The 26,006-nt window shown below is 37.5% G+C and carries 28 protein-coding genes and 1 tRNA gene; 12 read left to right on the top strand and 17 right to left on the bottom strand.

Annotation, left to right across the window (positions count from 1 at the left end; genetic code table 11):
* Positions 1-13 precede the first annotated feature (13 nt).
* Both mazG and O5635_RS06340 read right to left on the bottom strand, forming a co-directional pair.
* On the bottom strand, positions 14-808 hold the full coding sequence (gene mazG, locus O5635_RS06345) for a nucleoside triphosphate pyrophosphohydrolase (protein ID WP_036900921.1): 795 nt from the start codon (positions 806-808) through the stop codon (positions 14-16).
* Between the two features lie 55 nt (positions 809-863).
* Positions 864-1,334 carry a metal-binding protein gene (locus O5635_RS06340; protein WP_036900919.1) on the bottom strand — a complete coding sequence of 157 codons (471 nt, stop codon included), beginning with the start codon at positions 1,332-1,334 and terminating at the stop codon, positions 864-866.
* 56 nt (positions 1,335-1,390) lie between these two features.
* Between O5635_RS06340 and O5635_RS06335 the strand changes: the two genes are divergently transcribed.
* Positions 1,391-1,462, top strand: a tRNA-Val gene (locus O5635_RS06335).
* Between the two features lie 13 nt (positions 1,463-1,475).
* Positions 1,476-1,814, top strand: coding sequence for an AIR synthase (locus O5635_RS06330; RefSeq protein ID WP_036901101.1), 339 nt, complete (start codon positions 1,476-1,478; stop codon positions 1,812-1,814).
* Positions 1,815-1,876: 62 nt separating this feature from the next.
* Here the strand turns inward: O5635_RS06330 and O5635_RS06325 are convergent, their stop codons facing one another.
* Positions 1,877-2,134 carry a hypothetical protein gene (locus O5635_RS06325; RefSeq protein ID WP_036901100.1) on the bottom strand — a complete coding sequence of 86 codons (258 nt, stop codon included), beginning with the start codon at positions 2,132-2,134 and terminating at the stop codon, positions 1,877-1,879.
* A gap of 57 nt (positions 2,135-2,191) precedes the next feature.
* Between O5635_RS06325 and O5635_RS06320 the strand changes: the two genes are divergently transcribed.
* From O5635_RS06320 to O5635_RS06310, 3 genes are read left to right on the top strand one after another with little or no spacing between them, the layout of a single operon-like run.
* On the top strand, positions 2,192-2,650 hold the full coding sequence (locus tag O5635_RS06320) for a hypothetical protein (protein ID WP_036900918.1): 459 nt from the start codon (positions 2,192-2,194) through the stop codon (positions 2,648-2,650).
* Positions 2,651-2,708: 58 nt separating this feature from the next.
* Entirely contained in the window at positions 2,709-5,510 is a 2,802-nt protein-coding gene (locus O5635_RS06315; RefSeq protein WP_036900917.1) for a valine--tRNA ligase, read from the top strand.
* 12 nt (positions 5,511-5,522) lie between these two features.
* On the top strand, positions 5,523-6,140 hold the full coding sequence (locus tag O5635_RS06310) for a TVP38/TMEM64 family protein (RefSeq protein WP_036900916.1): 618 nt from the start codon (positions 5,523-5,525) through the stop codon (positions 6,138-6,140).
* Between the two features lie 5 nt (positions 6,141-6,145).
* Here O5635_RS06310 and O5635_RS06305 read toward each other — a convergent pair whose 3' ends face one another.
* From O5635_RS06305 to O5635_RS06295, 3 genes are read right to left on the bottom strand one after another with little or no spacing between them, the layout of a single operon-like run.
* The gene (locus O5635_RS06305; protein WP_269607274.1) at positions 6,146-6,298 is read right to left on the bottom strand and encodes a hypothetical protein; all 153 of its coding nucleotides are present in this window, start codon (positions 6,296-6,298) and stop codon (positions 6,146-6,148) included.
* A 12-nt stretch (positions 6,299-6,310) separates the two neighbouring features.
* Positions 6,311-8,389: an NAD-dependent DNA ligase LigA gene (ligA, locus tag O5635_RS06300; RefSeq protein ID WP_036900915.1), complete on the bottom strand. Its 2,079-nt coding sequence runs from the start codon at positions 8,387-8,389 to the stop codon at positions 6,311-6,313.
* A 19-nt stretch (positions 8,390-8,408) separates the two neighbouring features.
* The gene (locus O5635_RS06295; RefSeq protein WP_036900914.1) at positions 8,409-8,831 is read right to left on the bottom strand and encodes a membrane protein; all 423 of its coding nucleotides are present in this window, start codon (positions 8,829-8,831) and stop codon (positions 8,409-8,411) included.
* Positions 8,832-8,950: 119 nt separating this feature from the next.
* Here O5635_RS06295 and O5635_RS06290 point away from each other — a divergent pair, with 119 nt between their 5' ends.
* Entirely contained in the window at positions 8,951-9,502 is a 552-nt protein-coding gene (locus O5635_RS06290) for a SprT family zinc-dependent metalloprotease (protein WP_036900913.1), read from the top strand.
* A 55-nt stretch (positions 9,503-9,557) separates the two neighbouring features.
* The gene (locus O5635_RS06285; protein ID WP_036900912.1) at positions 9,558-10,082 is read left to right on the top strand and encodes a hypothetical protein; all 525 of its coding nucleotides are present in this window, start codon (positions 9,558-9,560) and stop codon (positions 10,080-10,082) included.
* Here the strand turns inward: O5635_RS06285 and O5635_RS06280 are convergent.
* The 5 genes from O5635_RS06280 to O5635_RS06260 all read right to left on the bottom strand — a co-directional run bounded on the left by O5635_RS06280 (position 10,075) and on the right by O5635_RS06260 (position 15,588).
* Entirely contained in the window at positions 10,075-10,632 is a 558-nt protein-coding gene (locus tag O5635_RS06280; protein ID WP_036900911.1) for a chorismate lyase, read from the bottom strand. The two genes, O5635_RS06285 and O5635_RS06280, sit on opposite strands and share 8 nt — an antisense overlap.
* A gap of 29 nt (positions 10,633-10,661) precedes the next feature.
* On the bottom strand, positions 10,662-12,632 hold the full coding sequence (gene mnmG / locus O5635_RS06275; RefSeq protein WP_036900910.1) for a tRNA uridine-5-carboxymethylaminomethyl(34) synthesis enzyme MnmG: 1,971 nt from the start codon (positions 12,630-12,632) through the stop codon (positions 10,662-10,664).
* Between the two features lie 31 nt (positions 12,633-12,663).
* A complete protein-coding gene (gene dnaB / locus O5635_RS06270) occupies positions 12,664-14,079 on the bottom strand; it encodes a replicative DNA helicase (protein WP_036900909.1) in 1,416 nt (471 codons plus the stop codon).
* A 66-nt stretch (positions 14,080-14,145) separates the two neighbouring features.
* Positions 14,146-14,604, bottom strand: coding sequence for a 50S ribosomal protein L9 (gene rplI / locus O5635_RS06265; RefSeq protein ID WP_036900908.1), 459 nt, complete (start codon positions 14,602-14,604; stop codon positions 14,146-14,148).
* 45 nt (positions 14,605-14,649) lie between these two features.
* Positions 14,650-15,588, bottom strand: coding sequence for an acyl-CoA desaturase (locus O5635_RS06260; protein ID WP_036900906.1), 939 nt, complete (start codon positions 15,586-15,588; stop codon positions 14,650-14,652).
* A gap of 82 nt (positions 15,589-15,670) precedes the next feature.
* On the opposite strand from O5635_RS06260, the gene O5635_RS06255 reads away from it, so the two are divergent.
* From O5635_RS06255 to O5635_RS06235, 5 genes are all read left to right on the top strand, one after another.
* On the top strand, positions 15,671-16,387 hold the full coding sequence (locus O5635_RS06255) for a hypothetical protein (protein ID WP_036900904.1): 717 nt from the start codon (positions 15,671-15,673) through the stop codon (positions 16,385-16,387).
* 66 nt (positions 16,388-16,453) lie between these two features.
* Positions 16,454-17,707 carry an aminotransferase class I/II-fold pyridoxal phosphate-dependent enzyme gene (locus O5635_RS06250; protein WP_036901099.1) on the top strand — a complete coding sequence of 418 codons (1,254 nt, stop codon included), beginning with the start codon at positions 16,454-16,456 and terminating at the stop codon, positions 17,705-17,707.
* A gap of 20 nt (positions 17,708-17,727) precedes the next feature.
* Entirely contained in the window at positions 17,728-18,117 is a 390-nt protein-coding gene (gcvH, locus tag O5635_RS06245) for a glycine cleavage system protein GcvH (RefSeq protein WP_036900903.1), read from the top strand.
* 52 nt (positions 18,118-18,169) lie between these two features.
* Positions 18,170-21,064, top strand: coding sequence for an aminomethyl-transferring glycine dehydrogenase (gene gcvP / locus O5635_RS06240; RefSeq protein WP_036901098.1), 2,895 nt, complete (start codon positions 18,170-18,172; stop codon positions 21,062-21,064).
* Positions 21,065-21,201: 137 nt separating this feature from the next.
* On the top strand, positions 21,202-21,462 hold the full coding sequence (locus O5635_RS06235; RefSeq protein WP_036900901.1) for a hypothetical protein: 261 nt from the start codon (positions 21,202-21,204) through the stop codon (positions 21,460-21,462).
* Here O5635_RS06235 and O5635_RS06230 read toward each other — a convergent pair.
* The 6 genes from O5635_RS06230 to rplT all read right to left on the bottom strand — a co-directional run bounded on the left by O5635_RS06230 (position 21,459) and on the right by rplT (position 25,995).
* Positions 21,459-22,607, bottom strand: a complete 1,149-nt coding sequence (locus tag O5635_RS06230; RefSeq protein ID WP_036900899.1) for a glycosyltransferase family 4 protein — start codon at positions 22,605-22,607, stop codon at positions 21,459-21,461. The two genes, O5635_RS06235 and O5635_RS06230, sit on opposite strands and share 4 nt — an antisense overlap.
* Positions 22,608-22,651: 44 nt before the next feature.
* Entirely contained in the window at positions 22,652-23,839 is a 1,188-nt protein-coding gene (locus O5635_RS06225) for an NAD-dependent epimerase/dehydratase family protein (RefSeq protein ID WP_036900897.1), read from the bottom strand.
* Positions 23,840-23,899: 60 nt separating this feature from the next.
* Complete coding sequence (locus tag O5635_RS06220) at positions 23,900-24,067, bottom strand: hypothetical protein (protein ID WP_036900896.1); 168 nt, start codon at positions 24,065-24,067, stop codon at positions 23,900-23,902.
* A 76-nt stretch (positions 24,068-24,143) separates the two neighbouring features.
* Complete coding sequence (locus tag O5635_RS06215; RefSeq protein WP_036900894.1) at positions 24,144-24,947, bottom strand: thiazole synthase; 804 nt, start codon at positions 24,945-24,947, stop codon at positions 24,144-24,146.
* Positions 24,948-24,969: 22 nt separating this feature from the next.
* Positions 24,970-25,527 carry a tetratricopeptide repeat protein gene (locus O5635_RS06210; protein WP_036900892.1) on the bottom strand — a complete coding sequence of 186 codons (558 nt, stop codon included), beginning with the start codon at positions 25,525-25,527 and terminating at the stop codon, positions 24,970-24,972.
* A 120-nt stretch (positions 25,528-25,647) separates the two neighbouring features.
* A complete protein-coding gene (gene rplT, locus O5635_RS06205; RefSeq protein WP_036900890.1) occupies positions 25,648-25,995 on the bottom strand; it encodes a 50S ribosomal protein L20 in 348 nt (115 codons plus the stop codon).
* Positions 25,996-26,006: the final 11 nt, after the last annotated feature.

Here is a 26,006-nt window from a genome sequence, read left to right as displayed (position 1 = left end):
ATTAATCATGAGTCTAATTAATATTCTTTTTTATAGACATCATTTTTTTAGCTTCTTGCCAAAGGAATTCTAATTGTTTTTTTGATTGCCCAAGAATTTTCCCCTTAAGTTTTGATTCCATGTAAGACAATCTATTGAGAAATTTATTATTAGTTTTTTTAAGCCCCCTTTCTGGAGATAGATTATACCATCTGGCTATATTTATAAGAGTGAAGATTACATCCCCTAACTCTTCCTCTGCATTAGTCATGTCTTTCTGTAAAAGCGCTTCCTTTAGCTCTTCTACTTCTTCATTAAATTTATCCCATATATGATCATTGCTAACCCATTCTAATCCTAAATCCTTTGCTTTCCAAGATATGTATATTGCTCCATTCATAGCAGGCTGTTGTCTAATTTTTCTCTTAGCTTCATCTGTTATAGGAGTTTCACTTTGTATTGCCTCTTTTTCTAGCATTTTAATTTCGCTCCAACTCAGGCCTTTAAATTTACTTGTACTTTCAAATATATTTGGGTGTCTTCTAATTAATTTATTTTTTAATTCTTTTACTATATCATCGAAAGTAAATCTATTTTCTTCCTCTGCAATTTGGGCATGTAATATTACTTGTAATAGTAGATCTCCGAGCTCTTCAGTCATACCTTTTTCATCATTACTTTCTATCGCATTAACAACTTCATAAGCTTCTTCTAGGACATAAGGTATTAGTGAAGTGTGAGTTTGTTTTATATCCCATGGACATCCATTAAGTGGATCTCTTAATCTAGAGATTACTTTCCTAAGTTCAATCATCGCGTTGCTTTTCATAATGCTAGAAATCAATTTTGAAGATTAGTTTGATTTACCTATGTAAGTTTTGAAATTAATTAGTGCGAGAACGAACTTTATCTTTTATTAGGTGAAGCCATACGCTTCCTTCCATGCCAATGAAGATAAATAAAGTTTCTTTTGAATATCGTGTTAGAAATTTTGCTACCATTTCAGTTGAAAGAAAGTTTAGCTCTATTCCGAAAGCATTAATTAATAATTTCAATAAAGCAATAGTTACTATTAGGTAAGATATTCTTAAAGAGGTTCCTATGATGGGACCGTGTGAAAGAAATGATCTGTGAGGAATAAATTTTCTGTATGGTAACCAAATTATTTGTAATATACCCCATCTTTTTAAAGGTAGAGAACGAGTATCCAGATCTGGAGATAGCCATAAACCTCCGATTGCAAACGCAAGACCTGCAAGAATCCCATTCTTAAATCCAAATAAAATGCCTATGGCGATTCCAAACGGCAAGCTATAAAATTTTGTAGATTGGTCATGTTCAATGCCAGAAGCCATTAGTTTGTAACTAATTATTGTGCTTAGCCTGGCTTGGTAAGGCACAATTGTCTAACGGGCGATTAGCTCAGCGGTAGAGCGCCTGCCTTACAAGCAGGATGTCCCTGGTTCGAACCCTGGATCGCCCATTACATGCTTTTTATGGACCAAGTTTTCACGATTAGTTCAAAAGCTTCTGCTGAATTGGTCAGGCAGTCCGCCTGTGGAGATACACCAGGCATAATGAATATTGATTTTATTGAAGATACTTGTTCTGAAGGGTGGGTTCACATAAGAGTTGGGACGGGTCGAAACAATGGTGTGCCAATTGCAAGAACTGATGGTGTTACCTTGTATGCCCCAGAAGCCCAAGTGGATCTCCTTAAAGGATTGGAATTGAATTTTTACGCCGATTTAAGCGGAGGAGGGTTTTTAATTAGTGTGCCCACTGGTAGTGAAGCATGTTCTTGCGGAGCTGGTTTTAGAAAAATTCGAGATTAAGTGTTTTTACGTTCTTTCTTGATTTTGTGATTAAGCCGCAATTTCTCGCAGCCTTTCACCATTTAATCTTCTGGGAAAAGTATAGAACTCAATTCTTCTTCATCTACGCCATAAACACGAGCCAAAGTGGTTTCAATAGCACTCGTTACTTCACCTGACAAAAATCTCATAGCAGTTAGTGCTTCATCTGAGATTTCATCAGTAAGCAGTTTCTCTTCGTTAGCTAGTTTTTCATCATTGATTACTGCCATAATCCAACTTTGATAGGCATAAATCAAGTCCGAGAATTCAATTTCAGGGTCATTTAGATCCATGGTCATCTTTAGTGCCATTCAAACGCATTTCTATTTGATTTTATAAGGCGAGGTTTATTTGCCATGACAAAACCTGAAAAAACACTTATTCAAGCAAAAGTTTTTGAATTTGCTTTTAATGAGCTTGTAAGAAGTAAACGAAGTACTTTTCAACCAGAGTGGACTATTGATAGTTGGGCTAAGTTTTTAATTTGGGTTGCTTTGAATTGTGGTCTTTCTGGGGATAGAGAAAATCTTGAATTTTTTGCTGAGTCTTTAGGGGCAGCATTAACGACTCGTATGAGAAAGAAATTTTTTGAAAGAACTCTTGAAAGTTTGTCAGTGCATTTGGTTGCTGACCCTGCAGAAAGTCAAATTCTTCTAATGTCAATTAAAGATCCAAAGGAATTGACTCCTGAAAAAGCCTTACAAGTATTGGGAAAGGTTGGCTTATCAGAAAGAGCTTTATTGGATATGACTAAATGGGTTATTGATGAAGGGTTGATTGCTATTCCTTGGAAATCTTCAGAAACTGGCAGTTAATTTGTGCAAAAACAAAGAATTTTATTAGTGTTTGCAAGGATGCTTTAAATATTGCTTCGTGGAAGATCAGTCAAAAACTCAAGTTTTTGGGAAAGCAGTTGATGTTTTACCTAAAACATATGACCCTAAGGGCACGGAAAAGAGATGGCAGCGTATATGGAGTGAATTAGACGCCTTTCACCCCGATCCAAATGATCCTGGGAAACCATTCTCTGTTGTCATTCCTCCTCCGAATGTTACAGGTAGTCTTCATATGGGACATGCTTTTAACACAGCACTTATTGATACGATTGTTAGATTTCAGCGATTGCAGGGAAAAAATGTTTTATGTTTGCCAGGAACAGATCATGCATCGATTGCTGTTCAAACAATTCTTGAAAAACAATTAAAAGAGCAGGGGCTAGATAGGAATGAATTAGGAAGACAATCTTTTTTAAAAAGAGCCTGGGATTGGAAGTTAGAAAGTGGAGGCCGCATAGTTGCTCAGCTTCGCCGTCTTGGTTATTCAGTCGATTGGAAGAGAGAAAGATTCACAATGGATGAAAAGTTGAGTAGGGCAGTTACAGAAGCTTTTGTTCGTTTACATCAACAAGGTTTGATATATAGAGGAGAATATCTTGTTAATTGGTGTCCTGCATCAGGTTCAGCAGTGAGCGATTTGGAAGTCGAAATGAAGGAGGTCGATGGATTTTTATGGCATTTTAGATATCCATTAAGCAATGGACCTTCTTCCAATGGCACTACGCATTTGGAAGTTGCTACTACTCGGCCTGAAACTATGCTTGGCGATGTTGCAGTGGCAGTGAATCCTACTGATGGTCGATATAAAGATCTTGTTGGCCAAAAACTTACATTGCCATTTATAGGAAGAGAGATTCCTGTTGTTGCTGATGACCATGTAGATAAAGATTTTGGAACTGGTTGTGTCAAGGTCACTCCAGCTCATGACCCTAATGATTTTTCTATTGGTCAGAGACATCAGTTGCCTCAGATTACTGTCATGAACAAAGATGGCACAATGAATGCTCAGGCAGGACAATTTGAAGGGTTAGATCGTTTTGAAGCACGCAAGGCAGTTGTAGATGCTTTAGAGGATCTTTCACTGCTTACAAAAGTTGAACCATATCGACATAGTGTTCCGTACTCCGATAGAGGAAAGGTACCTGTAGAACCTTTACTATCTACACAGTGGTTTGTTCGCATGGAGCCATTGGCAGATAAATGTCGAGCACATTTTGCTAAGAATGAGCCAAGATTTGTTCCAGCACGATGGGAAAAAGTTTATTTAGATTGGTTAACAGGTATACGTGATTGGTGCATTAGTAGACAATTGTGGTGGGGGCATAGAATACCAGCTTGGTTTGTAGTTAGTGAAACGGATTATGAATTACGTGATGACACTCCATTCGTAGTGGCATCTTCTGAAAAAGAAGCACTATTGCAAGCTCGTCAAAAATTTGGTGAGTCTGTTGAAATAAGGCAGGATGAAGATGTTTTAGATACGTGGTTTTCTAGTGGCCTTTGGCCTTTTTCTACTTTGGGATGGCCTAAGGAAAATGAATCAGATTTTAAATGTTGGTATCCAACAAATACATTGGTAACAGGTTTTGACATCATATTTTTCTGGGTTGCAAGGATGACGATGATGGCAGGTGCGTTTACAGGCAAAATGCCTTTTTCTGATGTATATATCCATGGACTTGTTCGAGATGAACAGAATCGCAAAATGAGTAAAAGCTTAGGAAATGGCATTGACCCAATTTTGTTAATAGAGCGTTATGGGGCAGATGCTTTGCGATTTGCTTTAGTCAGAGAAGTGGTTGGTGCTGGTCAAGATATTCGTCTTGATTATGATCGAAATACTGATACTTCTGCCACTGTTGAGGCTGCTAGAAACTTTGCTAATAAGTTATGGAATGCCACTCGCTTTGCTTTAATTAATCTTGGGGAGACTACTTTTGAAGAGACATTTCAATCACTCGACTCATCTCAATTGCAGCTTGCTGATAGATGGATTTTATCCAGACTGGCCAGAGTTAATTCGGATACTTCTAAACGATATTTAAACTATGGACTTGGTGAAGCTGCAAAAGGGCTTTATGAATTTACTTGGAATGATTTTTGTGATTGGTATTTGGAACTCATTAAAAGACGACTTAATCCAGGAGATTCGCCTAGTGCGTCTCAATTATTAGATAAACAGATTGCTCAAAAAGTAATGTTTAAGGTTTTAAGGGAGCTTTTGGTCATGCTTCATCCTTTAATGCCTCATCTGACAGAGGAACTTTGGCATGGCATTACAGTTTTCCCTGAAGAAAAGCTTCTTGCTTTAGAGCCTTGGCCAGACTGTAAGAAAGATTATTTAGATGAAAATTTGGAAAGCTCATTCAATGAGTTGTTTACTTCAATTCGACTAGTTCGCAATTTGCGAGCTGAGGCAGGATTAAAGCCTGCTCAGAAAGTTCCGGTTCGTTTTATTACTAAGAAAGATAAGCTTGCAGAGATTCTTGAAAAAGCAACGGCTGATATTCAATCCCTTACAAAAGCCAAACAAGTTGATGTACTGCACCCTAGAGATCTGAAAGATCAACCTTCAGTTAAAGCGTTGGCAGGCGTATCGGGTGAATTGGAGGTTGTACTACCCATTGAAGGCTTGATAGATCTCGATGCTTTACGTAATCGCTTAGAAAAAGATTTGCTAAAAGCTCAAAATGAAATAGCAACTCTTTCGAACAGATTGTCCAAGAAAAGCTTTATAGAAAAAGCACCTGAGAAGATAGTCTTGGAATGTAAAAATAAATTAGCGGAGGCTCAATCACAAGCTAATTTAGTAACTGAAAGAATTTCAGGTTTAGGTTAAAGTTTGAGCTTAATGAACTTAGAATTTACCAATATATTTGATACACAGCTTCAATTTTTCCTTACTCCTTTGGGGTTTTTAACTTTTCTAATAATATATATTATATGGACGATTTTTTTATTGCCAGGATCATGGTTGTCTATGGTGGCTGGTTTTATATATGGAATTGTATTGGGTAGCTCTTTAGTTTTTATTGGAGCATCTATAGGGGCAATATTAACTTTTCTTGGGGGAAGAAGCTTTTTACGAGATTGGACTAATAAACGCCTAAGTTCTTTCCCTAAATTACACTCTATAGAAAAGCAAGTTATTAAAAATGGTTTGAAATTTATTTTATTAACTCGACTTTCACCTTTATTCCCATTTGGTTTACTTAACCTTGCTTATAGCATTACAGATGTCTCTATTAAGAATTATTTTATAGGCCTCATTGGCATTTTTCCAGGAACTCTACTGTATTGTAGTCTTGGATCTTTTGCTGGAGAAATATCAGGTTTTCGATCTGTTATTAATAGTCAAAATGAGTTGGTTTCTTTTATTTTTACATCCTCTGGATTATTAGCTTCAATAGGTGTATTTTTCTTTATTGCTAGAGCAACAAGAAATGCATTATCAGATTTAGATCATTGATTATTCTATGTTTTAAGATTCCAATCTCGAATAGTTGCTATTAAAATAAACCACATTAATCGTGACTTTGCTAACAAGCCTTTTTTCGCTGATAGTTCAAGGAACTTTGCTTGCCCACAAGGTGTTTTGATGAATGAATGAATTTTCGGCTTAAACATAGGTAATTGGGATTAGAGAAATAGGCTTAAAAATTCTTTCTCGTCAATTATTATAACGCTTAGATCTTTTGCTTTTTTTAATTTCCCACCTGACTTATTACCAGCAATTAGATAATTTGTATTTGATGAAACCGAAGAATTTACTTTTCCGCCTGCTTCCTCAATCATTTTTTTAGCTTCACTCCTTTTGATTGTATTTAATGTACCAGTCAACACAAAATTCTTGCCAAAAATTTTGCTTGATCTAATGCCTTTAATCTCTAACTGATTATTCTTTGCCGCAAGATCTACCCCTAAACATTCCAGCTTTTTTATTAGATCTTGATTATCTTTTTCTTTAAACCAATGATATAATGATTCACTTATTTCCAAGCCAATACCATTTATTTTCTGGATATCTTCTGGAGAGTTTAATGCTGCATCACTCAATTCAGTAGCACTTGGGAAAGCTTTTGCGATAATTTTTGCATTACCTTCTCCAATATGTAAAATCCCTAAACCATATAATTTTCGATGCCATGGTTGATTCTTAGATTTTTCTACTGAAGCTATTAGTTTCTTTGCAGATTTTTCACCCATCCTATCCAGTTTTTGAAGGTCTTTTTCGTTCATTTTATACAATTCTGCAATAGATAATATAAATTGTTTTTTGACTAACTGTTCGATTATTTTACTTCCCATACCATCTATATTCATTGCACCTTTGCTTACCCAATGACGTAATGAACCTTGAATAATTGCTGGGCATAGATTGTTCACACATCTTGTAATAGCTTGATTAGAATCTCGAAAAAGGTTTGTATTACATTCAGGACATTTATTAGGTAAAAATAATGGGGCTGCATTAACCGTTCTCAATTCCTTTAATACTCGAACAACTTCAGGAATTATTTCTCCTGCCTTACGAACAATAATTGTATCTTCTGAATGTAACTCTAGGGATTGAATTCTATTGGCATTATGTAGTGTTGCTCTTCGTACTATTGTTCCTGCTAGAGAAATTGGTTCAAACTCTGCAACAGGAGTAACTGCTCCTGTCCTTCCAACTTGGTATGTAAGGTTAATTAGTTTCGTTGGCGCTTCTTCCGCTGGGTATTTCATTGCAATTGCCCAACGCGGTGCTTTCTGAGTTACTCCAACAAAGTTTTGCAGCTCAAAATCATTTAGCTTAACAACAACTCCGTCAGTTGTATAAGGAAGTTGATTCCGGCGTTTTTCCCAAGAGTTAAAGAAGTTTTCTACTTCTTCTAGACTTTCTAAAATTTCTTTATTTGGATTGACTTTAAATCCTATTTTCTTTAGCCAATTAAGGCTTTCCCATTGGCTATTTGGCTCTTTAGGATCAATTTCTTTTGCTATCCAGTCTTTAGGTAAATGAATTGTATACGCAAAAAAATCTAGTTTTCTTGAAGCGACTATTTTTGGATCTAACTGTCTTAGTGTTCCAGCACAGGCATTTCTTGGGTTTGCAAATAAATCATTCCCCTCAGTGTTTCGCAAGGCATTAATTTCTTCAAAAGTTTGATTAGGTAGAAAAACCTCACCTCTGATTTCAACCCATTGTGGTGGATTTTTTAAATGAAGTGATAAAGGGATAGAACTAATTGTTTTTACATTTGTAGTAATGTCTTCGCCATTCTCTCCATCTCCTCTAGTTGCAGCTCGTACAAGTAATCCATTTTCATAGCTTAAAGCCAAAGCATTTCCATCGATTTTTAATTCGCAAACATATTCACAGAACCTTTTTTTTTCTAATGAAGTTGATTTTTGATCAATTAATTTTTTTATTCTGGTGTTCCATTCATTTAATTCTTGAATAGTGAAAGCATTATCAAGACTAAGTAATGGGATTTTATGATTTACGTTAATAAAGCCTGTAGAAGGCATTCCTCCTAATCTTTGAGATGGACTATCAGGTGTAATTAGAAACGGATGTTTTTTTTCAAGTTCTATTAATTCCCTATAGAGGCGGTCATAAACTGCATCCTCCATCACAGGTGAATCAAGCACGTAATAAGCATGGTTAGCTTTGTTGAGCAGTTTTCTAAGCTCAGACGAACGTTTTGAAGGATTGTTGGTGGAAGACTGCACTAGGCAAACTTGCTTGTCTTTAACTTTTGCCTTTTGCGATTCGGTTGATTCGCCAGGCTTTGTCTACTTTTACAAAACTGAAATCCAATGGTAACTCTTCTTTTTTGTCTTCAGATTTGAGTTTTAAGGTGAGGATGATTAAATTATCTTCTATTCGGGGGCGACCTGATTTTAAGTTTCTATATTTGTTGAGTTGGAGACTCCCAAGGAATTTTAAAAAATCTTGGCGACTGACATGCTGACGATAAGTTTTTGTTGTCAGTCTGTAAGCAGCATCAATTTTTCCAGAAGCGATGTGATCAAAAAATTGTTTAACGAGAGGGTTGATGCCTCTTGCTCCAATGACCAGCTTGACCGCATTGAAAGTCCAGAAAAGGATTAAAGCTCCACCTCCTATAAGAAGAGCTTTGATTCCAATTTCTCTAATTAGAGCCCCATCCATTGGTAATTGTTTTTGAAAAAGTGTTTGACTTACTAACTCTATAAAGCCAAGTGTTCCCTAGTCACTAAGTTTTAGACAGAATGTTATTGCTTGGTCAAGGACATTACCCTAAATCATAGATGTCACTGGTCCCACTTTTACCATTATTTCATCGTTTTAATAAGGAGTATTTTGATGGCTTGCTTGTCAAAAATGGTAAGCCAATGGTTTCAATACGTTGGAGTGATGGAAGATTACGTAATACAGCAGGCTTATATCGCAGGGGCTGGAAGGGACCAGGGAGGAGATTTTGTGAAATTGTTCTATCTAGGCCACTTTTAGAGAATCTGCCTGATAGTGCTGTTGAAAGCACTCTTTGTCATGAGATGATTCATGCGTGGATTGATTTGGTTTTAGGTGTCAAAGAGGCTCATGGTCCTAATTTTCATGCACGCATGGCTTTAATTAACTCTTCACAAACTAATTTTCAGATTAGTGTTCGCCATAATTATCCAGTACCCGCAAAAACACCTAAATGGCTAGCAACATGTCCTTCTTGTGGCTTAAGTTTTCCTTATAAGAAGTTAATGCGAGGTGTGGCTTGCAAGACTTGTTGTGATACAAAGTATTCAGGTAAATGGCATCCTAGTTGTGTTTTGATTTATGAACCTATTGCGATAGAAAATTCATGAAATCGATTTTGATAATGATTTTTCTCTAAAAGTGCAATTCTGTTAATTTGTTTGTATGGACAGTAGTCGCAAAAGAAATAACCGGCGCAAGCGTTCTAGTGACCCTTTAGAACGCAGAGTAGACCAATGGTTTGAGACTGGACGCCAGTTTGTAGATGGAGTTTCTGGTAATAGGCCTGGAAACCGAAGATCTGCAAATATGAGAGCCACCCGATCAGGGCTGAACAATGTTGGTCGTTGGGTTGGTGACAAAATTGATTGGTTTTTTGAAGAAGACGATGATTGGATGGAAAGTGCTGAATTGGGAGGTAGGCCTGAAAATTTGCTTTCAGGTCCTAAAAAGCCTTTAAAGGCAATTTCCTTGAGAATTCCCAAAGCGATAGCTCCTTCTGTAGATACTGACGAAGAGATCGATTCACAAGCAAAAGAATGGCCTGATGAATCCTCTTTTAGGCTTAATAGATGGAAACGTTCCCAGGTACTAGATCAGAGCATTCAACGAAATTCATCAACTGCTAAAAGGAACGGAGGCTTACCTAATCGACGTATACCAAAATCTAGTCGACGAAAGATTAATTAAGTTGAAGCTTTTGACGCGGTGTGGGGCCAAGCCACATTTCCAACTCTGGATTAAAGACTTCTCTAATGACGGTTAGCTCTTTTTCTTGACGAAAGAATCTGTAGTGTCTACTCCAAAATGGTCCTTCTTTTTTAAATTCTTTTTCAAGCCAACTTGCATTAACTAAAGCAAGCCCATCAACTTCACGAAATAGTTCAGATCGGCCTTTAGTAAGGCTATCCCAAATTGGCTGTTCCTTATTTTTTAAGTGGCGCTCAGCTTCTTTTTGATTCCACCAGCTTTCTGCCCATGCCAGGGTCTGTGATCCACATCTAAGCCATACTTGGCGTCTTAAAAGCGGTGGTTTTAATTCTTCAATTTCTATAGGTGCTCCTTTGCAACCTTGCTGCTCTGATTGCATTGCTATTAGCTTTACTTTTACTTTTTCACCTGTCAACAGATTTAGATGTCGAGTGGGGCTTCCATCTCCTAAAAGCATTAGTTGCCATGGCCCAGAGAGTTTTTGAGAAACGTTTCCAGACAAGACGGATTCTGTTGGTGCTTCCCAAATACTTTTAGGGGAATCAAGTAATTCGTTTTTCAGCGTATTTCTCCTGACACATGAGATTGGTTCTTTTTCGAATGGGATGTATTACTAGATTTGTGGCTTTGAATTTTTAACCATACTAAAAGAGCTGTTAAATCAGCTTTGCTGACACCAGGTACTAAAGCAGCTTCTCCAAAATTCTTTGGTTTATTTATACTTAATTTTTCACGTGCTTCTTGTGAAAGAGTTTTTATATTACTAAAATCTACTTCGACAGGAATAGGCTTCTTGCTTTGCTTTTTAATTTGCTCTATTTGAGCCTTTTGCCTTTCTAAATAGCCACTATATTTAATATCGATTTCTGCTCCCTCTCTTACGTCTAAAGGGATATCTGGATCCATTAACCTATGCCTAATTAAATGAGATGTATGTGTTCCTGGTCTCCGTAGTAGATTTGCGAGACTAATTGATCCTTTAATAGGAGCGCCTGTCTCTTCTTCTAAGACAGTTGCGATTTGATCGCTATCTTTTACTCTTTGCTTTTCTAGTCTTGCTTTTTCTTTTGCAAGAGCCTCTTGTTTTGCAGTGAATATTGACCATCTACGATTATCAATTAAGCCTAATTCATAGCCTAGTGGAGTTAATCTACGATCAGCATTATCACTGCGTAGCACAAGACGATACTCGCTTCGACTAGTTAAGACACGATAAGGTTCACGTAAGTCTTTTGTAACTAAATCGTCTATCATTGTACCTATATAGCTTTCTTCTCGAGGGAAAACTACAGCCTCTTTTTTTTCTACATATTTCCCTGCATTAATTCCTGCGACTAATCCTTGTGCTGCCGCTTCTTCATACCCTGTTGTTCCATTAAGTTGACCCGCACTAAATAATCCTTTTATTCTTTTAGTTTCTAATGAAGGTCGTAGCTGTGTAGCTGGAAGATAGTCATATTCAACAGCATATGCAGGGCGAAGCATTATACATTTCTCGAGTCCAGGAAGTGTTTGTAATAGTTGTAGTTGTAAATTTTCGGGGATACCGGTAGAGAAACCCTGAACATAAATTTCTGGAGTATCTAGTCCCTCAGGTTCAAGAAAAATTTGGTGTGATTCTTTATCTGCAAACCGAACAATTTTGTCTTCAATGGAAGGACAATAGCGGGGGCCAATACTATCTATAAATCCCCCATAAATTGGAGTTAAATGTAGGTTTTCTTTAATTAATGCATGTGTAGCCTTTGTAGTACGTGTTATATGACAACTAATTTGCTTTCCGCTTACCCATGCATGCGGATCAAATGAAAAAAACCTATCTGATGCGTCACTTTTTTGTTCTTCTAGTAAATGTAAAGCAATGCTTCTACGATCTATTCGAGCTGGAGTCCCTGTTTTTAATCTATCAGTTTCAAAGCCCAATTTTTGCAATGATTCAGTAAGCCCTTCAGCTGGTTGTTCTCCTGCACGACCTGCAGCCATCGATTGATTGCCTACCCAAATTTTGCCTCTAAGAAATGTACCAGTTGTTAGGACTACAGCTTTAGCCAAATAAGAGGTTCCAAAATAGGTTTTAATTCCCTTGATTGTTCCAATTGGCTCTTTATCAGGGTCACAAACATTGTCAAAATCTACTTCTAAGTCTGTAACCATTGCTTCACGCAGTGTCAGATTAGGTGTGTTTTGAAGAAGCTGAAGCATTTCACGCGCGTATTTGCGCTTATCTGTTTGTGCTCTTAATGCCCAAACAGCAGGACCTCTACTTGCATTAAGGATTCTTTTTTGGAGTGCTGTGGAATCAGCTAGCTTTCCAATGACTCCTCCAAGAGCATCAATTTCATGAACTAATTGACTCTTGGCGGGACCTCCAACTGCAGGATTACATGGTTGCCACGCTATCCGGTCAAGATTTAAGGTGAATAATGCAGTAGATAAGCCTAATCGAGCAGTAGTCATTGCAGCTTCACAGCCAGCATGCCCACCTCCAACAATGATTACATCAAAAGTTTCGTTTGAATTATTTGTCATTACCTACTTATTAGAACTTCATTGTGAGTGATTAATTTGCAAGATTTCTAAACCTTGTAAATTGTGGCTCGAATAATAATTTCACTGTACCTATTGGACCATTCCTATGCTTAGTAACTATTACTTCAGTAATGCCTCTATCAGGAGTCTCAGGATTGTAATACTCATCTCTATAAATCATTAATACTAAATCTGCATCTTGCTCAATAGATCCAGATTCGCGAAGATCGCTTAGCATTGGACGTTTGTTCGTTCGCGACTCCACACCTCGACTAAGTTGAGAGAGAGCGATTACAGGAACTTTTAACTCTCTCGCCATTGCTTTGAGACCTCTTGTAATCCTAGAGAGTTCTTGCACTCGATTGTCTGGTGTAGAGCCTTCCATTAGCTGCAGGTAATCAATAACAATAAGACCGAGTTCTTTACCTTGCTCAGCAATTAAGCGTCGACATAATGAACGCATTTCTAGGACACCTAGGTTAGGCTTGTCATCAATATATATTGGTAGTTGACCAAGAGTATTTATTCCCTGCCCTAAGAGTGGCCATTCTTCTTGATTAAGACGACCTGTTCTAAGTCTTCCGCTTTCAATACCTACTTCCATTGACAGTAGCCGATAAGTAAGTTGTTCTTTGCTCATCTCTAGACTGAAAACACAAACGGGAAGTTCATGTAATTGTGCGACATTCTTTGCAAGGTTTAAGACAATAGAGGTTTTACCCATGGCTGGTCTTCCGGCAACAATGATTAAGTCACTACGTTGTAACCCCTGAGTCATTGCATCGAGATCGTAGAAATTGACGGGTATGCCAGCTACAGAAGTTCCTAAAGAACGACTTTCAATTTCATTGAAGGTGGATGTCAGTATCTCCGCAGTTGGTATAAGACCTTTAGAGGGTTGCTCTTGACTAATCGAAAAAATCTTTTGCTCTGCTTTATCAAGAACTTCTTCTGTAGGCATAGTTTGATCAAAACTTAACTTGATTACTTCATTCCCGGATTGAATGAGTTGGCGACGGATAAACTTATCCGTTATCAACTTTGCCACCTGTTCAATAGATGCAGTAGAGGCAACTCTTTCTACAAGCTCAACGAGACGATTATTTCCTCCAACTTTTTCAAGAGCACCTGTATCAGCCAACCACGCACTCATAGCTGTCAAGTCTGTAGGCTTGCCTTGGCTATGGAGCATTAATGCAGTACGAAATATTTCTCTATGTGCACTTAAATAAAAAGCCTCAGGTTGCACTAAATCAGCAATGCGGCTAATTGCCTCAGGATCTAATAAAATTCCTCCAAGAACAGCCTCTTCTGCTTCAAGATTTTGTGGCGGCACAAGGTCTTGTTGACTTTCAAATTTAGGTTCGTTTGCCTTAGTATATTTCTGAGAGTTTCTTCCCTTGCTATAGGAAGAGTCATCTTTTGAGGGGACAGGAACACTAATCATTTACATATACATAAAATACACATGGGTTATTAACATTGATAAATCATTGTCTGATTCTCGGAGACATTAGTAACTAATTACCTCAACATTTACTTCTGCTGTTACTTCACTATGAAGTTTGATTTGCACTTTATAGTTTCCAGTACCGTGAACTTCTGGAACTGAAATAGTCCGGCGATCGATTTCTTTTTTTGTTGCTTTTTCAATTGCTTCTGCAATATCTCCATTGGTTACTGATCCAAATAAAACACCATCTTCACCTACTTGCTTTTTAACTGTAAACCTTCCAATTGTTTTTAACGCTGTTTCAAACTCAAGAGCTTCTTTCTTTAAGGCCGCTTCAAGTTCTTTTTGCTTGGCTTTGCGGTGTTCTACTTGTTTCATAACAGCAGCTGTTACTGGTAATGCTTTTCCATGTGGAAGTAGGAAGTTTCGAGCATATCCAGGTGCAACTTCTACAACATCGCCATCTTTTCCAAGGCTAAGGATGTCTTCTTTAAGAACAACTTGAACTCGTTTAGCCATAGTTTTTTGTTAGGAAGTGGATCTTTAGATCTCTATGCAACAAGTTTAGGACGTCATAGGCAGCCTTATTTTGGTTGCTAGCCCTAAAGAGCTTAAGAACTTTATATGTTCCCAAGTCAGATCAATTTGCCCTTTTTGAAGGCCTTGCTTGGCAGAGCTTGGAAATGCATGGTGATTATTATGCCAGCCTTCTCCAAAAGTTAGAGCTGCCACCCAACGATTATTTTTAGAACTATCACCACTCTCATAGGCAACCGTTCCCCAACAATGGGTAGCAGAGTTTACTAGCCAGGTTATGTGATAAACGACTACGAGCCTTAAAGGGATTCCCCAAAGAACCATTGACCAGCCACCTACTTCGCTTATGGTTCCTATCCAAAACAGGAAGCATCCAAGAGGAATTTGGAGCAGCAAAAAGTATTTATTTAAGAACAAATAATAAGGATCTTTTACTAAATCGCCTGTAAAACGAGGCACGGTATTCAGTGCTGGTACTTCTTCAAACATCCAACCCATGTGGCTCCACCAGAATCCTTTATTGCTGTCATGATGATCAACATCAGTATCAGAAAAAGTATGATGATGTCTGTGAAGACCTACCCAGTCGATGGGGCCATGTTGACAACTTAAGGCACCACACGTTGCAAAGAAACGTTCTAACCATTTAGGTACTTTGAAAGATCTGTGAGATAAAAGTCTGTGATAGCCAAGTGTCACTCCCAGGCAAGCTGTAATCCAGTAAAGTGTAAACATTGCACTAACAGCTTGCCAGCTCCAAAACCTAGGAAGAAGGGCATATATTGTTAACGCATGAATTGCGAACATAAAAAGAATTGTTCCCCATCTACGCTCAAATTTTCCTAAAGGCTTTACGGGATTATTTTTAACTGGTATTTGAAGCTTGCTTGATGCTGCTACTGCTTTCTCAGCGGTGACTGGTTTACGCAATGGAGCGTTTTTTACACCTATAACACTAGAAACCACTTTTATGATCTGTTTGAAGGTAGCTTATACTAACTGATAAGCATCCATATCACAAATTCGGTGTAATCTTTCGAGTGATTTAGTGACCAACAGTTATCGCGATCGACTTGCAAGTGGTAGAAGGGCCATGGCCCATCTTATTCATGTTTGGCATGAGCGAAACGGATGGTCTCACAAGGTTTTGCCTGCACTCGCTGATTCTTTGAATTTAGGACGGATTCATAATTCTCAAATATCGAACCTTCGTAATGGGAAGCTTTTTTCACCAGGCCCAGAAGTTTTCCTTGCTTTTGCTTTGATCAATAATGTTTTATATCAAGGAATTAATCCCATAAGAGATCATCTTGAGAAAGATCATCCTGAATTATTACGAGTACTTTTAGAGTCTTCTCTTCCATTAGTTGGTGATGATGAGCAGCCTCTATCTGCAGGGGATTTATTTGAAATATTTGTAGGCTTAACTCCTTTACCTTCTTCTTTTGATTGGTTCATCGAAGAAAATGAAGCGGTTATGCTAAGTGCTGCTTTGGCTGATTATCTTTGTAATAAAAGACCATGGAGACAATGCCGTCAGAAAGTAATGGAAGCATATCCAGTTCAGAAAACAAATAGAAGAGAAAGGTTTGCAGCTGTTATGGCAGGATTAAGAGATTACACAGCAGAAGAGTTAGATGGAGAATTGTTGGATTTATATGCGACTCATCAAAAGATAAGTAATTCTGATTTGCAAGGGGCTGATGCATTTTTGGAAGATTTAAGAATTAGGGCAGATTTTTTGAGAGAATTGGAACAGGCTTGAATTCAATAGAATTTAATTTTGACAAGATTCAATAAGAACACTGATAGTGAAGATTTCGTCAAGGCATTGGCTTCAAAAATTGTTTGCTCAGTAGAACTAAAATTTGATGATATTTGTGAGAAGAGGACGAAAGATGTATTAATAAATCTTGAAAAAGTTTTAAATTCTTTTTCTAAAGAAGGTTTAGGTGCACATCATTTCTCTTCTTTAACTGGTTATGCCCATAATGATCTAGGTCGTGAGTTAATTGACAGAGTCTATGCAAATATTTTTGGTTGTGAAAAGGCAGCTGTCAGAATGCAATTTGTTAGCGGAACTCATGCAATAACATGCGCATTATTTGGTGTTTTGAGACCAAGTGATTCTTTATTATCTATTACAGGTAAACCGTATGACACTCTTGAAGAGGTAATTGGATTAAGAGGTTCAGGTAAAGGCTCGCTTCTTGAATTTGGTATTAAGTATGACCAATTAAATATTTTTGATAATGGGGAAATCAATTTACCTTTGTTAGATAAAGCTTTGGACACTTCGATAGATATGATCTTTATCCAGAGAAGTTGTGGATATTCTTGGCGACCATCTTTATCTATTAACTCTATTAAAGATATATGTAATTTGATTCATGCGAAACAACCAGATTGTATTTGTTTTGTTGATAATTGCTATGGAGAATTTGTTGAACCATTGGAGCCAACAGATGTTGGAGCAGATTTAATAGCAGGTTCATTAATCAAAAATCCTGGTGGAACAATAGTCCCCTCTGGAGGATATATTGCTGGGCGAAAAGATTTAGTAGAAAAATCTTGTTGTCGACTTACTGCTCCTGGTATAGGAAGCCAAGGCGGCTCAGGGTTTGATTTGAATCGAATAGTTTTGCAGGGTTTATTTTTAGCTCCTCAAATGGTTTCTGAATCTTTGATTGGGGCTGAATTGATTGCTGGAGTTTTCAATTATCTTGGTTTTGAAGTGAAACCATTACCTGGCATGCATCGCTCTGATTTGATTCAAGGAGTTCAAATAGGTGATTCTGAAATCTTAAAAGTGATTTGTAGAGCATTTCAAAATTCTTCACCTGTCGGCTCTTTTTTAAACCCCATTCCTTCTTCTACTCCTGGGTATGAAATGGAATTAATAATGGCAGGAGGGACATTTATTGATGGCAGTACTAGTGAGTTCTCAGCAGATGCTCCATTAAAGCCCCCATATAATCTTTTTGTACAAGGTGGTACACATCGTTCACATGTCAAAATTGCCATTATTCGAGCACTTGTTGCATTACATCAAACAGGTTTTATAGATTTAAGTCAGAAGATTTAATTGTTCCTCGATCATTGCTCATGGAATTTAACTTTCCTAATCAGTTTCTTTTTGCTGATAGTCATGAATACGCTTTTCCCGAAGGCGATTTGGCTAAGATTGGTATCAGTGCTTTTGCTGTTGACCAACTAGGTGACATTGTTTTTGTTGACCTTCCAGATGTTGGATCAACCTTGAAAAGAGGGGAAAGCTTTGGATCAATTGAGTCTGTGAAAGCTGTTGAAGAAATGTATTCTCCATTAACTGGTGAAGTTGTTAAAGTCAATGAATCAGTTCTCTCTGAACCTGAGAGAATTCAGAATGATCCTCATGGTGAGGGATGGTTGCTGCAAATTCGCATAGAAGATTCATCAGAATTGAATCAATTGCTTGAGTCTGCTTCTTATGCTTCTAAAGTTTCAGCTAACTAAAGAATTCAATGACCTTGATTCTATTCTTGACTAATTAACACTGATGAATGGAATGCATAGTAACTTTGAAAACTTTTTTGATCGTCATATAGGTATAGATCATGCTGATCAGATGCGAATGTTGGAATCTTTGGGATATCAAGATTTAAATGATTTCATTGTTGATGTTATTCCTTCTCAAATTCTTGATATAAGTCAAACTTCTAATTCACTACCTAAAGGGCTAAGTGAATTAGAAGCTCTTGAAGAATTAAATCAAATTGCACGCTTAAATATTGTTAATCGTTCTTTGATAGGGCTTGGTTACTACGGCACAATAATGCCAGCTTCAATAAAACGCAATATCCTTGAAAACCCTTCCTGGTACACATCTTATACCCCTTATCAAGCAGAAATAGCTCAAGGCAGATTAGAAGCATTATTTAATTTTCAAACGTTAGTTAGTGAATTAACTGGATTGCCTGTCTCTAATGCTTCTTTGTTGGATGAAGCAACAGCAGCAGCAGAAGCAATGAACCTTGCCTTTTCAGCACAAAAAGGCATCAAGTCTCGCAAGTTTCTGGTAGACCAGGCTTTGCTTCCACAGACACTGGCAGTTTTGCAAACTAGAGCTGAACCTTTAAACATTATTTTAGAAGAAATAAATCCTATTGATGCTGAACCAGATGAAGATGTTTTTGGCGTATTAATTCAATTACCAGGCTCTGATGGAGGTCTATGGGATCCGACTTTATTTATAGAAAAAGCACATAAAGTTGGAGCATTGGTTGTCGTTGCGATAGATCCTTTGGCTCAAGTTTTATTAGCGCCAGTAGGTGATTTGGGTGCGGATATTGCCATAGGTAGTGCTCAAAGATTCGGAGTTCCTATGGGTTTTGGTGGGCCTCACGCAGCTTTTTTTGCAACTAAAGATAGTTTTAAGCGACAAATCCCAGGACGTCTCGTTGGTCAATCTGTTGATAAGAATGGTCAATTGGCTTTACGGTTGGCATTACAAACTAGAGAGCAACATATTCGAAGAGATAAGGCGACGAGTAATATTTGCACTGCACAAGTTTTGCTTGCTGTAATTTCATCTTTCTATGCTGTGTATCATGGCCCAGATGGCTTGGAAGCAATAGCTAAAAGAATTCTGAAATTACGTCATTTCATTGAAATTCATTTAAAGGAGCTTGGTTATTCAGTTAAGGAAAAGATTCGTTTCGACACAATTGAAATTACATGCCCAGAATCGTCTCAAGTGCATCAATTAGCAGCTTTAAGTGGATTTAATCTTAGGATATTACCTTTAGGGTCTTCAATCGAAAATTCCACTGGTTTTGCATTTTGTATAGATGAATTAAGTAATGAATCTGAAGTCAAAAACCTTTGTGAGATTTTTGCAAAAGCCAAAGGAAAAGTATTTAATAATTCTATAAATATAAATGACTTATCTTTTAAAAAGATATTATCTGGTATTCCATTAAGATCTAATTCTTGGTTAAATCAAAGTGTTTTTCAAGAATATAGATCAGAAACAGAATTGATGCGTTATATGCATAAATTAGCAGGTAAAGATTTTTCACTTGTTCATGGAATGATACCTCTAGGTAGTTGCACAATGAAATTAAATGCTTCCTCAGAGTTGATACCTATTAGTTGGAAAGAGTTTTCTTCAATTCATCCACTTGCCCCTACTGATCAATCTCGTGGGTATTCACAATTGATTAAAGATTTACAAAATTGGATCTCATATCTTACTGGATTTAAAGGAGCATCTTTGCAACCCAATGCTGGTTCTCAAGGCGAGTATGCTGGTTTACTTGTCATTCGTGCTTGGCATAAATCTAGAGGTCAAGAAAGCAGGGAAATCTGTTTAATACCTACAAGTGCACATGGCACAAATCCTGCTAGTGCAGTTATGTCTGGTTATAAGGTTGTTCCAGTTGCATGTGATCAACAGGGGAATATAGATTTGGAAGATCTTCAAGAGAAGGTTATACATTATTCATCAGAATTGGCAGTTTTGATGGTTACTTATCCATCTACTCATGGAGTTTTTGAGCCTAAAATTCGCGAGATATGTAATTTAGTCCATAAATATGGTGGACAAGTTTATTTAGATGGTGCCAATCTCAATGCTCAGGTTGGTCTTTGCAAACCTGGCGAATATGGAGCAGATGTCTGTCATTTAAACCTACATAAAACTTTTTGTATTCCACATGGAGGAGGAGGGCCTGGTGTGGGACCAATTGCAGTTGCAGAACATTTGATTCCCTTTTTACCAGGACATCCTTTTGTTGATTGTGAAAGAAATACTGCTATTGGTGCAATCTCTGCGGCTCCATTTGGTAGTGCAGGCATTTTGCCTATTAGTTGGATGTATATCAGGATGATGGGCTTAAAAGGTTTGCAAAAAGCAAGTTCGATAGCGATTCTTTCTGCTAATTATCTTGCAAAGCGCTTGGAAGCTTATTATCCAATTTTATTTAGAGGTCCTAATGGCAATGTTGCCCATGAATGCATTCTAGATTTAAGACCTATTAAAAATAAAACAGGGATAGAAGTAGATGATATAGCTAAGAGATTGATGGATTATGGATTTCATGCACCAACTGTAAGTTGGCCTGTCGCAGGTACATTGATGGTTGAACCTACTGAAAGTGAAAGTTTTAGTGAGTTGAATCGTTTTTGCGATGCAATGATTGCAATTCGATATGAGATAGAGGCTATTGAATTAGGAAAAAGTGACAGGAACAATAATGTTTTGCGACTTTCACCACATACTTTAGAAACAGTGACTTCCGAGCAGTGGGATAGGCCTTATTCGAGAAAACAAGCTGCTTTTCCTTTAGAAGGTCAGGCTCAAAACAAGTTCTGGCCTGCTGTTTCTAGAATTGATAATGCTTTTGGGGATAGGAATTTGATATGTAGTTGCAGTCCTATGGAAGACTTTGTAGAAAATTAATTTGTCTTTGCTACTGGTCTATATCCGATTTAATAGTTAAATTTTCAGCGAATGCCAATTTTATTGGTTTTAATTTCCTGCATGCGTAAATTCTTTAATTTTCTTTATGCAGTATTTTCACATCGCTTGGGGACAGCATGATGAAAGACAGTTCTACTAAGACATCAGTCAAAGCACTGAGAAAAGATGAGTTGTGCTTGCCTTTTCATGAAGGAAGTTTGGAGAATACTCTTAGCCAAGGCATCTCTTTGGAAGTTGATGGCACAAACGTCGTAAGAGTGCCTTTTGGAGTACGTCAGCCTAGGAAACAACGTCCTGAGAGGCCAAACACTTGGGCGACGTTGGTTTTACCGTTTCAACCAACTGGCTCTCCTACACCACCCCCACAAGCTGCTTAAGCAGCTATCTTGTTTGCTTCTTTTTCAAGAATTTCGCGATAAAAGGTTTTTAATTGTTCAGTAGCACTATTCCATCCCCATTTTTCTGCTTCTAACCGAGCAGCATTTCTCATAGCCTTTCTTTCAAGTGCATTACCTAAGAGTTGTTGAGTTGCATGGATTAGACTCGTTGAACCATCATTTTCTCCATCAGGGTCATAAAGGCATCCGTTTTTGCAGTTATTAATAATATCTGGAATACCTCCTTTATTAGCCCCTACGACTGGACAGCCTGCGGCCATTGCTTCTAGTAAAACTAATCCTAAAGTTTCTGTGCTTGAAGGAAATAAAAATGCATCTCCAGATGCATAAGCACTAGCTAATTCCTCACCTGCTAGATACCCAACGAATGTAGTTGAAGTATTTTGAAAGATTTTTTCTAGTTGGGGACGATAAGGACCATCACCAACTAATGCAAGTCTTGTTTCAGGTAAAGCTTCTAAAACAGGTTTAATACGCTCAATTTGTTTTTCTGCAGATAGTCGTCCAACGTAAATAAGAAGGGCTCCTTCATCGCTATATTTTCCTAATAGTCTTTTACGCATTGTTTCACTGCGTAATTCTGGCTTGAAAATTTCTGTATCTACTCCTCTTTGCCATAAAGCGGTATTTTGAATACCCTTTTCACTTAGTTCTTTGACCATGGCAGTTGATGTGCAAAGGTTTAGAACTGCTTGATTATGAGCTGCTTTTAATAGTTCCCAGAGTAGTGGTTCAAGCATACCCATTCCATAATGTTCTAGATATTTAGGAAGATGTGTGTGATAGCTGGCTACTAAAGGTATCCCATTGGTTTTAGCAAGCCAAATACCTCCTAAGCCAAGGACAGCAGGATTGACAACGTGAATTAAATCTGGTTTTAGAGTATCCAAAGCCTCTGAAACTGCAGGACCTGGAAGACCAAGCTTTAGTTCTGGGTAAAGCGGTAAGGGCATAGCTGGAACTCCAACCACCTTTGCTCCCATATATTCTTCTGGACAACCTTCTGGGCAGAAAACAACTACTTCGTCTCCTGCTTTGACGAGGTGCTCTACTGTCTTTGTAAGCCGTGTAACTATTCCATCAACTTTTGGAAGAAAAGTTTCGGTAAAAAAAGCAATCTTCACTGTAAAAAAGAGTTAGAACTTGATTGTTTCAACTTTAATTTGGACTATTTAATAGCTTTTGCTTGGGTTGGTGTCCAAGCAGATATGCATGGTATACGTTTTTGATCACATCGGTTGGCCCATTTTCGTGCAACATCAACTACTTCAGTTAATAAACCGTCATCAAGAGTTGTAGGTTTTAATCCTAGCTCTATAAAACAACGATTATCAACAATCAGATCATTTTCGACTGCTTCATTACGGGGGTTTGGAAGGTAATTAATTTCTGCACCAGTTAAAGATGCAACTTTTTTAGCAAGATCTCCTATTTGATGACTTTCAGTCATTTGATTAAATATCTTGACCCTCTCCCCTTTATCAGGAGGATTTTCCAAAGCAAGTTGTACGCATTTTACAGAGTCTCTTATATGAATAAACGCTCTTGTTTGTCCTCCAGTTCCGTGCACAGTGAGTGGGTAATTGATCGCTGCTTGCATTAAAAATCTATTTAATACTGTTCCATAATCTCCGTCATAATCGAATCTATTAGTTAGACGAGGATCTTTGAGAGTTGCTTCTGTATTGGTACCCCAAACAATGCCTTGATGTAAGTCAGTAATTTTAATTAAGTCATTTTTGTTGTAGTAAAGAAATAACAATTGATCAAGCGTTTTGGTCATGTGATAAACGCTTCCAGGACTAGCGGGGTGGAGTATTTCTTCTTCAAATCTTGTTCCATCAGGTTGGGGCACTTCAACTTTTAAATAACCTTCCGGAATAGTTGCACCTCTATGAGATCCATAGCCATATACACCCATGGTTCCTAAATGAACCACATGGGGATCCATCTTTGATTCCACGATCGCTGCTAAGAGGTTATGAGTCCCGTTTACATTGTTATCTACGGTATATCTCTTTGTGGAGCTACTTTTCATTGAATATGGTGCAGCTCGTTGTTCGGCAAAATGAACTATTGCATCTGGTTTTTCCTCGATTAATAAATCAAGTAAACGTTGATATTCGCGAGAAACATCAAGGTTGATAAACCGCATAGGTTTACCCCCGACTTCTTCCCACGCTTTTAAACGTTCTCCTATAGATGCAATTGGAGTTAAAGACTCCACTTCTAGATCAACATCTATTTTGCGTCGGCTGAGATTGTCAATGATTAGAACATCATGACCATGATCAGCCAAGTTCACAGAACAAGGCCAACCACAGAAGCCGTCACCACCAAGAACAAATACTTTCACCCAAAACTCCCGAAGGAAAGATCAAAATAAAACCGATAATAGAAAGCTACTACAAGGGTTTCACTTAATGATCAAATAAAATCCAATAATACCAATCAAAAGTATGCTTCCAACAAGTATCAATGGTTGAAAGCGATTGTTGTAACTAGTTTTTGGGTTAATTACTTCAATTTGTGGTTCTTTTGCAAATGCATTCAGGCGACCACCACTTTCTTCAGTAACTGTCATTTTCTAAAAACCTCTCGGCGGACCTTATGGACTTAATCAGGGTTCTTAGGGATTCTGTTACGTAGCTTTACGCAATTTAAGAATCTTGATTTGAAATAATTCCAATTTTTGGTGAGCTTGCTGAGGCGATTTCTTTCTCTTCTAGTCGACCGGCAAGAAACGCTTGTCTGCCTGCTTCTACGCCTTTATACATAGCTTCTGCCATTAAAGGTGCATTTTGAGCCAAAGCAATTGCACTGTTTATCAGAACAGCATCAGCGCCCATCTCCATGGCTTCGGCCGCATGACTTGGCACCCCAATTCCTGCATCGACGATGACGGGAATTTTTGCGTTTTCAATAATTATCTGAATATTGCTTGTATTGCGAATTCCTTGAGCAGAACCAATTGCTGAGCCTAGAGGCATTACTGTCGCACAACCAATTTCTTCGAGCCTTTTTGCTAATAAAGGGTCAGAATTTATATAAGGAAGAACTTCAAAGCCTTCTTTAATAAGTTGTTCTGCGGCTTCAAGAGTTCCAAATGGATCAGGCAATAGATATTTTTTATCAGGAATGACTTCTAGCTTAATGAAATTATTATCTTCTTGACCAGATAGTTTCGCTAGTTCTCTGCCTAATCTTGCAACTCTTATTGCATCTTCGGCATTTGTACAACCAGCAGTATTAGGTAGCATCCAAAACCTTTGCCAATCTATAGCTTCCATGAGGCCTTCATGGCCACTTTCTGATGATTGAACTCTTCTTATAGCTACTGTCACAACCTCGCATTTTGATTTTTCTAGACTTTCTTTCATTACGGCAGTACTTTTATACTTACCAGTTCCAGTGAAGAGCCTACTTGAAAAACTTTTATGACCTATTTTTAGATTACTTGTCATTACTAATTAGTAGAAAATAGATTTAGAAACCTTTCTTATAAACTATGTTAGATGAAGTTCCTTCTTTTCTCCTTATAATTTTTTGACTTTGTTTTAGAGCTGTTTTATTCTTAGAATCTATTTTTAAAACTGATTGATATAATTCTAAAGCTTCATTCTCTTCCATTAATTTCTGCTTTGCAAAAGCAAGATTATTTAATGCTACTGGGTAATTTGGCTTAGATTGAATTGCTTTTTGGTAATGATTTATAGCCTCTTTAAAATTATCTTGAGCTGCAAGTGCAAAACCAAGGGCATTTTCTATGATTGCCTTTGCATCACTTGGTTCGTCTTTTAGCATCTTAAGAGATTTTTTTAATGTCCCAGTTGCTTGGGGATATAACCTTTTCCTTAACTGAACAGATCCAAGCTCGTATAATTTTGCCGCATCAGTAGAATCACTATTTCCACTCTTTTCCAATTTCATTAGCTCTGCCTCATCTTTTCTAACTCTTAGCACTTGTCTCCCAACTAAAATTGCAATTATTAGTAATAAGCCACTAAGGCCTATGAGATATGTTTGAGGAAGGGATAGGTTCATTACAGGATAAATCCTTTCACTGTGTCAATATTAGAATCTAATATTATATTATTTAGAGTTGCTAGCTTAAAAAAATTATTATTTTTTGGGAAAATATTGGATTTTAACAATGATAAGTATTTATTTTTTCACCGTTGTTAAAATATTTTCAAAACTCTTTGGATCTATTAATGCAAGTTGCGCTAACATTTTCCGATTTATCTTTATATCTGCTTTTTTAAAGTTACCCATTAATTTGCTATAGCTAACCCCATTAAGTCTTGCTGCAGCATTAATACGTGCTATCCATAATCTTCGGAAGTCACGTTTGCGTCTTTTCCTATCTCTATAAGCATTGCAAAGAGCTTTCATGACTCTTTGATTTGCTGTGCGAAATAAACTTCCACTTCCACCCTGATAACCCCGGGCTATGCGAAGAATCTTGTTTCTCCTTTTTCTAGCAACATTGCCTCTTTTTACACGTGACATGAGAAATTTGA

The organism is Prochlorococcus marinus str. MIT 0919 (assembly GCF_027359375.1).
Lineage (GTDB): Bacteria > Cyanobacteriota > Cyanobacteriia > PCC-6307 > Cyanobiaceae > Prochlorococcus_D.
Note: the sequence above shows the minus strand (reverse complement) of the source record. Positions and strands in the feature narration are given on the sequence as shown.